Annotated in this window: 10 protein-coding genes; 4 read left to right on the forward strand and 6 right to left on the reverse strand. The window is 47.7% G+C overall.

Annotated elements, in window-relative coordinates; genetic code table 11:
* Positions 1-308: 308 nt before the first annotated feature.
* From ACO08K_RS11380 to ACO08K_RS11405, 6 genes are all read right to left on the reverse strand, one after another.
* Positions 309-3,905, reverse strand: coding sequence for an ABC transporter permease/M1 family aminopeptidase (locus ACO08K_RS11380; protein WP_421796516.1), 3,597 nt, complete (start codon positions 3,903-3,905; stop codon positions 309-311).
* A 12-nt stretch (positions 3,906-3,917) separates the two neighbouring features.
* Positions 3,918-4,781, reverse strand: a complete 864-nt coding sequence (locus tag ACO08K_RS11385) for an ABC transporter ATP-binding protein (protein WP_421796517.1) — start codon at positions 4,779-4,781, stop codon at positions 3,918-3,920.
* A gap of 237 nt (positions 4,782-5,018) precedes the next feature.
* On the reverse strand, positions 5,019-6,272 hold the full coding sequence (locus ACO08K_RS11390; RefSeq protein WP_421796518.1) for a hypothetical protein: 1,254 nt from the start codon (positions 6,270-6,272) through the stop codon (positions 5,019-5,021).
* Between the two features lie 131 nt (positions 6,273-6,403).
* Positions 6,404-7,396: a hypothetical protein gene (locus ACO08K_RS11395; protein WP_421796519.1), complete on the reverse strand. Its 993-nt coding sequence runs from the start codon at positions 7,394-7,396 to the stop codon at positions 6,404-6,406.
* Positions 7,393-8,085: a DUF4956 domain-containing protein gene (locus ACO08K_RS11400; RefSeq protein WP_421796520.1), complete on the reverse strand. Its 693-nt coding sequence runs from the start codon at positions 8,083-8,085 to the stop codon at positions 7,393-7,395. The genes ACO08K_RS11395 and ACO08K_RS11400 overlap by 4 nt, the downstream gene beginning before the upstream one ends.
* A gap of 124 nt (positions 8,086-8,209) precedes the next feature.
* A complete protein-coding gene (locus tag ACO08K_RS11405; protein ID WP_421796521.1) occupies positions 8,210-10,576 on the reverse strand; it encodes a CotH kinase family protein in 2,367 nt (788 codons plus the stop codon).
* Positions 10,577-10,855: 279 nt separating this feature from the next.
* On the opposite strand from ACO08K_RS11405, the gene ACO08K_RS11410 reads away from it, so the two are divergent.
* The 4 genes from ACO08K_RS11410 (at position 10,856) to ACO08K_RS11425 (ending at position 15,606) form a co-directional block, all read left to right on the forward strand.
* Complete coding sequence (locus ACO08K_RS11410; RefSeq protein WP_421796522.1) at positions 10,856-11,701, forward strand: transporter; 846 nt, start codon at positions 10,856-10,858, stop codon at positions 11,699-11,701.
* 108 nt (positions 11,702-11,809) lie between these two features.
* Entirely contained in the window at positions 11,810-12,655 is an 846-nt protein-coding gene (locus ACO08K_RS11415) for a transporter (RefSeq protein ID WP_421796523.1), read from the forward strand.
* A 49-nt stretch (positions 12,656-12,704) separates the two neighbouring features.
* A complete protein-coding gene (locus ACO08K_RS11420; RefSeq protein WP_421796524.1) occupies positions 12,705-13,988 on the forward strand; it encodes a hemolysin family protein in 1,284 nt (427 codons plus the stop codon).
* A gap of 49 nt (positions 13,989-14,037) precedes the next feature.
* Positions 14,038-15,606, forward strand: a complete 1,569-nt coding sequence (locus tag ACO08K_RS11425) for an amidase family protein (RefSeq protein ID WP_421796525.1) — start codon at positions 14,038-14,040, stop codon at positions 15,604-15,606.
* The last annotated feature ends 125 nt before the right edge of the window (positions 15,607-15,731 follow it).

Below are 15,731 nucleotides of genomic sequence, written 5' to 3' on the forward strand. Positions count from 1 at the left end.
GCCGGCTGCGCCTCACCTATTTGGGTGAATTTTTATAAAAAAATCAGGGCATCCCGAATTCTAAAGCCCCAACCGCGGCAGCGGTTGAATCTTGAATAGCCGCGGTCGTCCGCGGACTCAGAGGTTCTGAGTAGTTTGGCAACCGCGGTAGCGGTTGAATTTTGCCTCATTTTGTTCAACCGCTGCCGCGGTTGTGAAACATTCCTCTGGTCATTTTACCGCGGACGACCGCGGCTATTCAAGATTGAATCACTGCCGTGATTCTAATGGTTTTTTTGAAATTACAATTCGGGATGACTGGCCTTGGTTTACTTCACATCTCGCATATTGTCCTCGGGGTTTCGATCCACCAGCAAGGTGAACGGATCAATGCCCGCCTTTTCAGGCTTGCCTTGGACCTCAAAAGTAAAGGTATTGTCCTTTTTGTTGATGAAAACCCGCTTGCGGTAGAGGGTTTTGCCGTACTTTTTACCCTTTTCAGGTTTGGCAAAAGCGCCTATTTCCATCCAGTCCGCTACCTTCTCTTCCTTCTCCTTGCCCAGTGCGTCGGCCTTTAATTTGCGCGATTCCACCTTCAGTGTGACCTGGTATTTGTCTTTACCGAGTTCTTTGATACTTGCCTCAGTAGTGCGGTTTTCAAAGAGGGTGATGTCCCAAAACAGGTCTTTGATGATGTACTTGAGCGAATCCGGTGTTTGTTTGTAGAACTCGTCTACCACATCGGTGGAAACCGGGAAGGGTGGTGGCGCGTAGCGGAACTTGTTCAAAAAGTCACGCAAGCCTTGATTGACTTTTTCTTCACCAATCATTTCCTTCAGGTAATACATCACCAGGGAACCCTTGTTGTAGTGGATGTAGCCCTGGTTTTCGGAACGCGCCAGCGGGAGTTCCTGCAAACGCTCTGCCCCGCGCCCGCGCAGGTAACGATCCGCCTCGTATTCCAGGAATTTGCGCATGATGTCGCGGCCATATTCCTTTTCCATCACCATCAGTGCGCTGTATTGGGCAAAGGTTTCCACCGTCATTTCGCTGCCTTGCATGTAGGCCCCACATTCCTGGTGAGCCCACCATTGGTGTCCCATTTCGTGTGCAACTACATAAAAGACCATGTCGATATCGTCCTTGTCCGCCCGGTAATCCTCAATAAACCCGATGCCTTCCGAGTAAGGCATGGTGCCCGGGAAAGCCTGGGCAAAATCGGCGTAACGCGGAAACTCGATGATGCGGCATTGCTTGTGGAAGTAAGGCCCAAAGTTGGTTGTATAATATTCCAGCGATTTTTGCATCGACTTGAGCATCCGGTCTACATTGTCCTTGTGGTCTTTGTGGTAATACACCTCCAGATCGATTCCCTTCCATTTTTTGCGCGCCACTTCATACCGTGCCGACATGAAGGAGTAAAAGTTGAAACTTTCGTGATCGAGTTTGTACTGGAAATAACGCCGTCCATTTTCGGTCCATTCCTTTTGCAGGGAGCCGGGCGCAATGGCGATTTGATCGGCTGAGGTACTGATCACCGTTTCTACGTTGACCCAGTCTGCGTCATTGCCCAGGTAGGAATTGCCCCGGGCGATGGTATCCGCGCGGTTGAGTTTGGGTGCCCGGGTCTTTTCAGGAAGTTTGAACTTTTTCCGACGGTTTTTATCGGTCATCTCGCCATCGGGTTGGTAACCCAGGCGGGGTGCGATGTCAAAATTGTTGAAAAATGTGCCGTTTTGCATCACTTGCTGCACACTCAGTTCATTTTCAAACCCCTTGCTTTGGTATACAGAGCTAAAATCCAGGCGCATGGAGTCGCCGGGTTGCAGGGCAGGTTGCAGGCGATAAATGCGGAAATAAACGTCCTTATCATCCTTGAGTAGCTTCAGGCGAGGGTTGTTCAAGCTGAACTTGATTTGCCGGGGCACTTGCACCAATAAGGTATCGATGGCTTTAGGATGCAGGTTCCGCACCCACATTTCCGCCTTGGCGTCGATGTTGCGGGTTTCCGGAAAAACCTGGATGTTGTACTTCACTGCATAAATGCGCGGTTGGGCTTTGCCTTCGTATTTTTTGTAATCCTTTTCATAACGCACAGTCAGTTTTTCAACCTGTTTGCTGTTTTTGAAAGGATTTAAAACCAGGGTATTGTAAAACACCCAGGCTGCACTCAAACCCCACAAGACAATCGCACTAAAACCCGCCCAGCGGTAAGTCCGCCATTCTAATGCAGCCAGTTTGAAACGTTTGCGCCAGTCACTTTCTTTGCCGCGAGGCCAAAAACAGACTGCAGCAACCGCGAGAATTGAGCTAAATAAGACCCAGTAGGTGTTGAACCAAAATAAACCCTTAGCGTAAGGTTTGTAACCGTAGAGGTCTGATAAGTCGTAGTCTGGGGTACCACCGATTTGGACCATATTTGTTTCGATCCGCAGCGCACCCCAAATGTAAACGTTAATGATCGCCACAACGATGCAGATAAAAAAGCCAAGGTACATGTTGGGGGCAAGTGTTTGGATCAATAAAAACAGAACCACCAAGGATGACAGCCATAGAACATCAAGTACCAGGAGTTCCCGTACATATACTCCAAGGTCATAGCGGTGAAAGCCATTTAATGTTTGTGCAATTATGGCGGCTACAATACTTACACTTACCAAAATAATGACCACTCCAATAATGGTCAGGAATTTAGATAAAAAGTCGGTCCAATTGCGCGTTGGCATAGCGTCGTAAATCTCATTGACCTTGGCGTTTCGCTCTTTCCAAACCAGCGCACCTGAGAAGTAAGCGACAATGGCAATTAAAAACATATAAAAAGTACCCCGAATGATTTCAACCATTGTGTAGGTCACTGGAAGGTTGTGGGTGCCGTAGGTTTCCGTAGCAAATTGCATGCTTGAAGTTGTGTTCAACAACCCAATGAATGTTAAAAGAATAAAGGGAGTACTTTTAACAACGCCCCAAAAATTGGCTTTTAATTGGCTGCGGAACTGAGCCAGGGTAATGCTGAATCCAGTGGCGGGCTGGACAGTAGTCATTTTACCCAATTGTTGAAGGCCATAAGGTTCTTCTTCGACCTTGCTCATACGTTTTTTGCTAACTCTTTTTGCTCTTTCAGCAAAACTAAAACGCCAATAGCCTACAAAAAGGACCAGTAAGCCGACCCCCATCCACAAGAGGCGGTTTCGCAACATCATCGGATGTATAAGACCAACTGAAAGATGGTTTTTATCGTCAACTGTCCAATATTTAGTAATGATTTCAAATGCCCGTAACCCAAATGGATCCAACAAGGTTGATAAAGTTTCGTTCTCCATGTCGCTGATGAGACTGGCAGCAATGATTGATCCAGCCAGCAGCAACATTGCCGAAATGAAAGCATACATGGTGCTGCGTGTAAGTGCAGCCACAGTGTATAAAATGCTCCCCCCAAAAATCATGTTGGGAATGACGATAGCAACATAAGCGTTGATATGGCTCTGGATTTCAAAAGGGCCAAGCCGCTCCGGATCAATCCAGTGCGTCAAAGGATTGATCCCAACGCCAATCCACATACCTAAGGAAATACCCAGCATCGGAATCAAACAGACAAGCAGTGCCCCCAAAAAATGACCAAAGAAATAGCCCATTTTTTGGACAGGCGAAGCAAATACGATCTGGGCCGTATTGTTCTCAAAATCGCGGATGGCGGCGGTATTAAAAAATGCAGTAATCAGCAAAAGGGAAAGGATGCTGAATACAGCATACCAGGTTTGGGTGACAAAAGGAGCATTTTTCCAAATGTTGCCAAAACTACCGCCGATTTGCACCTGATCAGTAACCGTTGCAAAATAGGTGATCAACGCGAATATGAAGAGAAAAATCCAGGGCATGGGTGCACGCAGCCAGGATTTTAATTCGAATTTTAGGAAGGTGAAGAGCATGCAATTGGGGTTTTATTGGTTGATTTTTGAAAAGAACACATCCTCCAATCCTGGCTCAGCAGGCTGGAATCCCTCACCGGGATCATCCTCACTGAAAATGTGGATGATGGGTTTGCCCGCCACCAGTTTGCTGGAGATCACTTTGAAGTTCTTTTCGTAATCATTGAGTTCGGCTTTCAGGATGATTTTTTCCCAAATTTTGCCGCCCAACTCACCCAATGCAGCATCGGGTATCCCTGCGTATTTCACCTCGCCACCATTGATGATGGCCATATTGGAACAAAGCTCACGTACATCCTCTACAATGTGGGTAGAGAGGATGACGATCACGTTTTCGCCGATTTCAGACAAGAGGTTGTAAAAACGATTCCGCTCACCTGGGTCGAGGCCTGCGGTAGGTTCGTCTACAATGATCAGTTTGGGGTCACCAATCAAGGCCTGGGCAATGCCAAAACGTTGGCGCATCCCGCCGGAGTAGCTACTTACTGCTTTTTTGCGGTGATCCCAGAGGTTGACCCGATTCAATAAGGTTTGTACCACTTCTTTGCGTTGGTTGCTAGGGATTCCTTTCAAGGTCGCAAAGTGGTCCAACATATCGAGGGCCGACATACGGGGGTAAACGCCAAATTCCTGGGGCAAATAGCCCAGTACCCGGCGTACCGCGTCTTTGTCCTTGAGCACGTCAATGTCGCCGAGGGTAGCTGTTCCGCTGTCTGCGTCTTGCAAAGTAGCCAGGGTGCGCATGAGGGTACTTTTGCCCGCGCCGTTGGGGCCAAGGAGGCCGTACATGCCGGTCGGAATATGCAGGCTCACGTTTTTGAGCGCTTGCACTCCGTTTGGATAAGTTTTAGATAAGTTTTGGATAGATAACTCCATAAGCCGATTCGATAAAGGTGTTAGGGTACAAAAGAAGTTGAGAAGTTGAGAAGTTGAGGCTACCGCGAGCGAATTTGACAACGACATTGTCTAAGTTACTGCGGCAGCCTCAACTTCTCAACCCCTCAACTTCTCAACCAAAAGTGTACTCAAGAATACTTCAGGTTGGCTCAAATGGAAGTATTTTTTATACAAAAGCGGAGTTATCCCCTACAAATGGAATTTTTTGGATAGCAATTACCAGGGTTCTAGGTTGGCACTCAGGTAGTTGAGCAAGGGTTTTTGGCTCAATTGGCCGTTGAGATAAAGCAATTGAATGTACTCCTGGGTAAGCTCTTCGCTGAGTTTGAGGCGGGCAAACTGTTTTTTCTGCTGCATCAATTTTACCTCCATCAATTCAGTAGGTGTAAGTGAAGCCCGTAGCGCGGGGTCTTCCAAAATACTGAGCAACAAGTTTTTTCCCTCCTGTTCTTTGAGCAATTGGTGTTCCTGAATCAGGTGCCGGACTTTGTTGAGTTGTACATCCAATTCCTGTTTGCGGCGAGATAAGGTCAAGGTATTTTTGGTGTTTAACTCATACATTTCCAGGGCCAGCTCATTGTTTTTAAAACGGTTGTTGCTGTTGAGCGGAATGTTCAGGCCCAGACGCATAAAGAGATCATCGTCGAGGGTTGGCGTTTTGGGTGCACGTTCGTAGCCAAACTGGAAAAAACTGAGGTATTCGCGGTTGCGGACTTTGAGCAAATCCATTTCGGATTGTACCAAACCCATTTGGGCTTGACGAATTTTGGCTTCGGCCAAGGGGATATCCAGGGAGTTGGCCTGGATGCGGGCGATGACTTGTTCGATGCGGGCGATCGAGATGAAGTCCAGGAGCTCCAGTTCTACCGCTCCCGTTCCGGCAATAAATTGTCTGATTTTTTCCTCCGCCTGGCTTTTGGCTTGTAAAAACTGAGCCTGATCGAGGCGCAGTGATTGCCGATCCTGTTCGTTTTCCACCACCTCTTTTACTTTCACGGACAAACCCTGGCGCAACATGGCCCGAAATACCTGTTCCTGAGCCTGGTACAAAGAGTCGAGTTTTTGGCTAGCCAAAGTCAATTGTTGCGCAAAATGATAAGCGACGATCGCTTCATAACGTTGGAGCAAAGCTTCATTCCAGTACACTTCGGCCTCGGCCTGAAGTACCCCCGACTGGGCTTGTTGGTATTGTTTCTGGTATTTGCTTAATCCGAATGCATTGGGGCTTACCCGGATGCCGTATTGCTGCCGGGTCAGGGAAAAATCATTGGATCCAGCACGTAGCTCCAGTTTTTGCAGCAGCGGGTTCTGGTAGTTTTGTTGCTCCAACCAATTGACTGTTTGTTGACTCAAGCGCCATTGTTCATCCTGATTGACGGAGGCTAGGACCTCTTTCATGCTGATTTTGATGGGGTCAATAGGAGTAAGGGAAGCAAGCAACAAACTCAAGCTACACAACAATACTTTCATGGCGATTGGCTTAGGTAGTGGGCAAAATAAGTACTCATTCTTCCTGAGCCAGAGGATTAGATAAGACACTTGAAATGAAACGTTTACTTATCTAATCCTCTGGCAAAATGATCACTTATTTTTTATCGCCCTTATTCAAAAGAAATGACAATTTTTTCATTGAGGTAAAAAGGATTGTCATAGGGGATTTTGATGAACAATTCGCGGCCCCAGGTGCGTACTTCGGGCATCTTGCGCAGGCGCACGGGCAACTCAACCACCTGAGGATTGCTGCCGATGATGATTCCCTGAGACAATACCGTCGGGCGACTGTAGGCACTCAGTTGAACCGTATCACCCAGTTGATAGCTGATTTCGGCGTGCTCGTATACAAAGCCACGGATGCGGGTAGGCTGAAGTGGATTGATTTTTAGCATTTCCTTGTGCTGGGGTACTACTTCGTTGGTGCCTACGGCAATACTTTCTACGAAGCCATCCACCTGCGCAACGAGCGCTAAGCGTTGGCGTTCGGCGTTGACAAAATCGAGGTCGATTTGGGTTTTGGCACTGCGGGCTTCAAACACCGCTTGATTGGCCCGGCGTTCGGCCTGAATTTCCTGCACCCGTTGTCGGTATTCTTCTTCGGCCTGGCGAATTTGGCTGCGCAAAGCGGCAATTTTTTCGGCGCGTAAGGGGTCAGTTGCATTGAGATCAGTGGATTCGCCTAAAAGTTTGCGTACTCCACTTTCGGCGTTGTATTCAGCTTGTTCGATGCGAATCTGGGCTTGAAGCTCGCTCAATTCCGTCTGATGCTGGGCTTTGAGCACTTCCAGGGATTTGTCCAAAATGCTGTTTTGCGCATTTTTTTCCACTGCGTATTGGTTGATGTCGCTCAAACCTTCGGCACTTTCCTGGTCCAGTTCGGCGCGATAAAAGACCATGAGGGTATCTCCAGCCTGCACTTTATCACCCGTTTTGACCAGCACTTCCTGGATGACTACGGTGTGATCGTAGTTGAGAATTTGACTTTCCGTTTCGGTAGCCCCAAAAAAAGACGTATTGCTCCGCCCCATGAAGTTGTCCTTCAACCAAAAGCAGGCGGCAAAAGCCAGTGCCCAAAAGAGGTATAATACGTTGAATTTCATAGCGTCAATTCGTCATTTTGTTTATTGAGGCGGCGTACAGCTACACCATTGTCGAGCAGGGCTTGTAAAAAAGCGGGCTGTTTGGTATCGTCTTTAAAAAGCAGGGTGTAATCGTATTCCCGCGACACTGCGTTGTCTTTGAGCCGATCCAGATTGACAGAATCAAGCGTCCAGTGCTGGCAATATTGCGCCATGACCTGGATGAAATTTTCGCCTGGGTCGCCTGCACTTTCCTCCATCCTGATCCGCAATTCCCACACGATGTGGCGCCCATAATGGAAGGGGGTAAAACTGAGCACAATGGCCAGCAGGCAGAAAAAGAATACCCCCAGAATGGCAATAAAAAAGCCGTACAAACCACAGGCGATCCCCGTTCCCAAGGCTGCGAACATGAACACAATATCCCGTGGATTGCGCAAAGCAGTGCGAAACTGGATCACCGTCAGGGCGCCCAACATGCCCAAACCCGAAGCTACATTGTCGCCAATGGCTTGCAACACCATCGTGGCAATCAAGGCACTCAGGATCAAGGATTGGATAAAATTGGTGGTGCGCAGGGTGCTGCGCGTAGTCATGTTGTAAGTGAAGGCAATCAAGGCCGACAACAAAAACGACAACAAAAAGGTAAACAAAACCATTTCGAAGGTCGGGTTTTCGATCTTCGAGTAGATGGACAAAAATTCCTGCATGTCTGTAGTAGTGAAGTTGAGAAGTTGAGAAGTTGAGGAGTTGAGGCTACCGCGAGCTACTTTGACAAGAACATTGTCTAAGTCTCTGCGGCAGCCTCAACTCCTCAACTCCTCAACTCCTCAACTATTTCAAAATCACCAGCTTCCTCCCCACTCCGCCGATGCGTAGCAGATAAGTGCCGTTTGGCCAGTTGTTGGTATTCACAATGGTTTTTTGCTGCAATACCTGCCGGGCAATCAAGCGCCCCTGGATATTGTACAATTCTACAATCTCGCCTTCGATGCTGGATTCAGCTTCAATGGTCACCTGATCTTGTGCCGGATTGGGATAAATTTTAAGTCCTATGGCAGCTAAGTCCAGCACTGGGGTGGTAGTCAGGTTATTGCTTTTGTTAAAAGTCGATTTTTGAGTCACAAACGCCCCTGTGCCATCGGGTACCCGGGCATAGCCCTGGTCGTCCTGTTGTTCTCCAAATTCTACCCGATCCAGTTGGATGCCATTTGGGTCGGACAAAATAAGCAATTCACCGGATTTGGATAGTTTAAAATTGGCGTGCAGCGGCCCCTGGTTTTGATCTTCATCGGCCCAGACGGCTATAAAGCCCTTGGGTTCGATGTAGGTATCGGCAGGGAAAGCCCATTTTTTAAGGTTGGTCAGGTTGTCCGTCAGGAAGTAACCACCCAGATTGATGCGGCTGTTGGTGGTATTGTACAGCTCGATCCAGTCATCCGCTTGTTGTTTTTCATCAAGGTCTTTGGTATTGGAAGCCAAAACTTCATTGATGACTACGTTGGATGCTGAGCTGAGGGAGGTTTGTACCTGATAAAAATACACATCGTGCTCCGCACCTACGGGATCATAACTGGCGGTTTTGACACTGTTGTTGGATACGGCTTCGATGTAGTAGCGCACGTAGGTCCCAGCCCCAAAAGCGGGGATGGTAGCTCCGAAGATGCCGTCGGAAGCACTGCCGTCACCGTTGTTGCCATCGTCCTTCATCTGGATTTTGGTGAAATTGCCGGTCAGGTTATTGGAGTAGTACAACCAAACCGCTGATATACCTTCGGTATTGGTCACTTTGCTGCGGATTTGTACATTTTGCCCGCTTTGTGGCAGTTGCCCTTCTACGTTATTCACCCGATACACCGTACCACTGATGCTGGGCGAAATGCGGTTGACTTCAGTTTGGGCCTTCAGATAGGTATAACGGGTGCTGAAAAAACTTTTCAAGGTGGTGATACCTGAAGTGAAACTCGAGTAGCCATAAAGACTCTGTGGATCAGTTTTGACCAGGGGGTCAATTTTTTTTGCCAAACGATCGATGTGTACATTCGCCACACTTGGATTGAGGCTTTGCTCCACAATGGTGCGCAGGTGCGCCAGGTAGCGCTGCCGCCAGGCCGGAACCGCCAACATGCGATTGAGCAGGGGATAATTGATGTTGGTTTCATTGTAAAAAGGACTCCAACTGGCCCGGCTACCCGCCAAAGAACTGTTGCCATCTACCTCGATTGGAGTTAATCTTTTGGTCTCCGGGTCCCAATACAGGTAATAGTCCATGCCTCCTTTAAAGACATAACTGTCGTCGTCGCCAAAGGCAATCTCAGTCGCCAAAAACCAGAGGGTACGATCGATATCGATGTAATCGGGTAGCACTTTTTCCAGGTCTGCAATGGCAGTCTGGTTCAATTTGTTGGCTGCCTGCATCAGTTTTTCCCAGGGGAAAGCCACTTCGGAGCGTTTGAGGGTGTAATAGGATTTGTACAGGGAAGTATCCGCCCCCAGGTAATTGATCGCCGATTTACCATTGCCAAATCCACCGCCGCCGCCAGGGCCGGGGCCACCACCAGTTGTGCCCGCAGGTGGATCGGCCCGCCAGCGGATGCCATCGTTGCTGAACCACCATTCTTTGATGAATTCGCCATTGATTTGTTGCACGTTGGGGTAAACGCCCCAGTCTTGATCGTTGATGTACAGGTGGATGAAGTTGGTGCGTACAGCAGGCGTGTGGCGGCGGGCGAGTTGCCCATACAACACCTCCCGCATATAGGTAGGATCTTCAAAGGCGTTGTTGAAATTGAGCGCCTCATAACCTCCCACGCTGAAGTCCTCTTTGGTAAATTCCATATTGACCGTAAAGGATTTTTTGAGTTGGGTACTGGTCAGGCGGTTGTAGGAAGTTTGCCCCTTAAAGGCTACTCCCACACTATCGTAGGTTTTACCATCGTACACCATTTTGGCCAACAAATCGCTGCTGGTACGATAGTTGTTGGTCAACTGCTGCCAATAATCGGATTGGGTAAAATAGATGCGAACCTCTTTAATGTCGGCTGTATCATATAGGCCGTTGACCCGTTTTTCTCCAAAAACCAGTCTTTTCCCATCCTGACTTACACTGAGGCCCTCGGGTAGTTTTTGGGCGTGAATAGAATTAGTCACCCCAATGCTCAGCACAAGCACGGCCAAGAAGAAAAGTATACATTTCTTCATCTGAATTCAATTGTATGGTTCTAAAGTCGCTTTAAAAATGCCTGGGAGTCCAATAAAACTCCTAAAATACAACAGGCTCATAGCAAAAAAGGCAAAAAAATAGATTTTGTACTCACATTGACGGAAAATAAGGGGGTAAAATAAATACTGATCCTTTGATATACATTGTCTGAAGTCTTATATGTGGATATTTTTTTCATTGAAAAGCATCTGTTTTAACACTATAGGTATAACCTTTTAAAGGCACTTATCGTATATGCAATCCAAATACTCTAACTAATGAAAAAGTACTATCTCCTTGGACTCATGCTGCTGAGCAGCGTGGCCTGGCTTAAAGCCCAGGACACGACCTCGATCATCGCCTCCGACCGACCGATGTTTGGTGAGGCGGTATCCATTGTTCCACACAAAAGTCTGCAAGTTGAAACCGGTTTTTGGTACAGCGAAGAAAACACTCGCGTTGCCTCGACCCGGGGACTGGGCTTAAATTCCACTCTTTTGCGCTATGGCATTGGTGAAAAAGTGGAACTGCGTTTTGATTACACCCTTTGGCAAAATCGGGTTCGCCACAGTGAAGATCCCGTCAGCGCTGAGGTGGTTCAAACCGGTTTTTTACCCATTCGTTTTGGGATGAAAGCCAATCTGATTGAAAACAAATCCTGGATTCCTGCGGTAACTTTTGTGGGTATGTTGGGTTTGCCCCAGATCGCTACCGATGTTTTTCAACCTGCGTACCTGAGCCCGGATTTACAACTGTCTTTTGCGAACCGAGTAAACAACTGGTTAACGATTAGTTACAACCTCGGCGCGCGTTGGGACGGAGACAATCCCAATCCAAGCAACTACTATGCACTGGCCACGAAGTTTAACTTCTCCTCAAAAGTTGGTGCTTACCTGCAAGGACATGGAACATTTCAAAGAACGAGCCTGCCGGCTGGAGAAAGTACTATTGCCCAAAGTACTTTTGGGGAAGCGGGTTTGATGTTCAACCCCAAACCCAATATCCAGATCGATATTTCCGGTGGGGTCAGAGTCTCTGAATATGACACTAAATGGATTTTTTACAACGCAGAACGCAATTATTACTTTGCGACAGTGGGCTTGTCGTGGAGATTTCCACGCTAAATAATGTGTATCCTGAAGGCGCTACATTTTAGGTTAGTGCCTTCAGGTTATTTTTGTTTAATTTTCTGCGTTACTTGTGCGCAATTAAAATATCCATTCTCACAACTTATGAAAAAAATCTACTTCCTTGGATTGCTGTTGATCAGCTGCACCGCCAGGCTCAAGGCACAGGACAGCACCGAAACCATCGCCCCAGATCGCCCGGGCTTTGGAGACGCAGTTTCAATTGTACCGCTCAAAAATCTGCAAGTGGAAACTGGTTTTTGGTACGAAGCGGATAAAGCAACTCCACTTACTGTTCGTGGTATTGGCTTAAATTCCACGCTGTTGCGCTATGGATTGGGTGACAAAGTGGAACTGCGTTTTGATTACAACCTTTGGCAAAACCGGATCAAATCCAGTCAAGTGCCGGCTGTTCCTGAGGTGGTCGAAACCGGATTTTTTCCCCTTCGCCTGGGAATGAAAGCCTTGTTGGTTGAAAATAAATCCTGGATTCCTACGGTGACCTTCATTGGCATGTTGGGCTTTCCACGGGTTGCAACGGATGCTTTCCAACCTTCTTATTTAAGTCCCGATTTACAATTGTCCTTTGCCAATCCTGTCAACGACTGGCTGACCATTTGTTACAACCTCGGAGCAAGTTGGGATGGAGACAACCCCAACCCGGAGAATTATTACGCCCTTTCTACCGAGTTCTCTTTTTCTGACAAAATTGGAGGCTACCTGCAAGGACACGGATCGTTTCAACGAACCAGTCTGGGAGGAGGTAAGGTTTCAACTACTCAACAAACTTTTGCTGAAGCGGGCCTGATGTTTTATCCCAAGCCCAATATCCAGGTGGATTTATCCGGGGGTATTCGGGTTTCGGAATACGATGAAGAGTGGATTTTTTATGGTGCAGAGCGGAGTTACTACTTTTTGACCGCGGGTTTGTCGTGGCGGTTTCCGAAGTAGTACCACCTAAATTGTTACATTTGTACATCTCTTCATTCAATATTTTGTAGTGGAACTACTCGTCATCATTGTTTTCAACTTCATCAACGGCATATTTGCACTTTCTGAAATTGCGCTGGTTTCGGTCAAAAAACAGCGCATGATTCAATTGGCAGAAAAGGGTAGTGCTCGGGCACGGAAAGTGTTGCAGTTGCTCAAAAAGCCAGAAGAATTCCTTTCAGCGGTACAAATTGGCATCACGCTGATTGGTATCGTTTCCGGGGTTTATGGGGGCGCTACTTTGACCGATAATTTCCGCCCCGTGGTTGAGCAGTTTGAGGTCTTGCGCCCCTATGCTGGGCAAATTGCCTACGTTCTGGTGGTGGCCCTGATCACTTATTTGTCCATCGTCATTGGTGAATTGATCCCAAAAACGCTGGCGATGAAATTTGCGGAGCCCGTGGCCTTGAGCATCGCTGGATTCATTACGGTTTTTTCCAAAATTGCGCGCCCTTTTGTCTGGTTGCTGACCACTACCACCAGACTGGTTTTTATGGTTTTTGGGGTTAAACCAGCTGAGGAGGAAAAAATTACTGAAGAAGAATTGCGCTACGTGATCAAAACCGCGGGCAGACAAGGGCTTTATGAAAAAGAGGAAAGTGACATCCACAACAATGCCATTTCTTTTGCAGATTTGCGGGCCAAGACCTTGATGACCCACCGGCTAGAGGTGGAATGGGTTGATGTCAGTGACCCTTTTGAAAAAATTGAGGCGACTTTATTGCAAAGCAATCACTTCCAATTTCCGGTTTGTGACGACAAACACGACAACATCCTGGGCTACCTACACGTCAAAGACTTTTTTTCCAAAAAAAATGAGCCTGGATTTCAGGTGCGCAGCATCATTCGGGAGCCAATTTTTATTCCGGAGAGCCAATTTGCGATTGACATTTTACAGCAGTTTAAAAAACAACGCTGTTATTTTGGCATCATCATCGATGAGTTTGGAGCTTTTGAGGGAATCATCACTTTGCACGACCTGGCAGAGGCCCTGGTGGGTGATTTGCCAGATCAGGGGGAAGAAGAACAGGGCATTATTGCACGGGAAGATGGCTCTTTGTTGGTCAGTGGTACTGTGTCTGTTAATGCGCTCAATCATTTTATGAAAACGGATTTCATTCATGATAAAAGTGTGTTTTTTACTTCTGTTGCCGGCTTTGTCATTCACCATACCGAGCACATTCCCAATGTCGGGGAGCACTTTGAATACAATGGCCGACGGGTTGAAATCGTAGATAAGGATGGGGTGCGGATTGATCAGGTGATTATTCATCCGGAGGTGAAAGGAGGTTGAGGACGACTCTAGGAGATGGATTACCCGCTAGCGCCTAAAGATTTAGATTATGGTTAAAAACCTATACTTCGTTTTCATTGCTTCTTTTTGGGTTGTAACATCGGCTGTCGGCCAGCAGTTTACGCCCAAAAAATTACACGAAGCCACTATTTCCAGTCTGCACACGGCCATGCAAAATGGCAAACTTACCGCCGTTGAGCTTGTGCAACTTTACCTCGACCGAATTGAAGCCTACGACAAACAAGGGCCGTTTATCAACGCCCTTATTATGTTGAATCCCAAAGCGTTAGCTGAAGCCCGTCGGCTCGACTCGCTCTATAAAGCAACGGGGAAATTTGTGGGGCCGCTCCACGGGATTCCTGTCATCGTGAAAGACAATTATGATACCTTCGACATGCCAACGACCAACGGAACGCTGGCCATGAAAGAGTCTATTCCACCCGACGATGCGTTTGTGATTCAAAAAATCAGGCAGGCTGGTGCCATTATCATTGCCAAGTCAAACCTCGCCGAGTTTGCCCAATCTGGCAATTTTTCGGTGAGTTCGATCTTGCCAGGCTATTCGCGGAACCCCTACGATACCCGACGCACCACGGCAGGGTCGAGTGGGGGAACAGCCGCTGCTGTGGCCGCCGACTTTGGCACCATTGGCTTGGGAACCGACACTGGGAGTTCGATTCGGGGACCGGCCGCTCACCAGAGTTTGGTTGGGTTTCGCTGTACGCTTGGGTTAATTAGCCGCGACGGTATTGCCCCTCTCGCCCTCACCAACGACATGGGTGGCCCCATTTGCCGAACGGTGGAAGATGCAGTGCGGGTACTCGAAGTGATTGCAGGCTACGACAAAGCCGATTCCGTAACCCTGCTAAGTAAAGGTAAAATTCCAGCAAGTTATCGGGCTTTTTTAGACAAAAATGGACTAAAAGGAGCCAGAATTGGGGTTTTTCGGCAGCTTTGCAACCCCGCCAAAGCTGATTCGCAAGTGGTGGCTTTGTTCAATAATGCACTTGATGAGTTGCGGCTTGCTGGAGCCACCATTATCGACTCGGTGCGGGTCATTGAACTCGATACAATCAACAAATCATTTGATGTGATTCCTCAGCTACGACGCGATTTCAATGTGTACCTGGCCAATTTAGGCCCCAATGCCCCGCACAAAACGCTCGAGTCAATCATTAAATCAAAGCAGTATCATCCCTTTCTTGAAAAATTTCTGCTCGATAGCAATGCAGATACGCTAGCCCCCGAATTGCACAAAGGTTGGCAAAAGAACTTGGCCCTCCGCGAGCGATTGCGTCAACTCGTGCTCCGGGCCATGGATTCGGCGCAGGTTGATGCGCTGGTTTACCCGTCGTTTAGTTACCCGCCCCGGCTCATTGGCGACTTGAACACACCGTCGGGTACAAACAACAACGCGCTGTCGCCACCCACGGGCTTTCCAGCGTTTACGGTGCCTATGGGTTTTACCTACAATAACTTACCGGCTGGGTTGCAGTTCTTTGGTCGCCCTTTCAGCGAGCCAATACTCATTAAGTTGAGTTACGCCTATGAACAGGCTACCCACCACAGGTTTCCCCCCGAATCAACTCCACCCTTGCGGAAAAAGAACCGAAAATAGGGCAGGGGTTTGTTCTAACAGGGCTTTTTTGTAAAAACTTTTGGTTTACAGTTTAAGGATATCTGGGATTTTGAAATCAACCCAGCAGATTGGGATTTTGAAAGAGAATAAATCAATAAATTTTG

Origin of the sequence: Haliscomenobacter sp. (assembly GCF_965225875.1) — a bacterium.
In the GTDB taxonomy this organism is placed as follows: Bacteria; Bacteroidota; Bacteroidia; order Chitinophagales; family Saprospiraceae; genus Haliscomenobacter.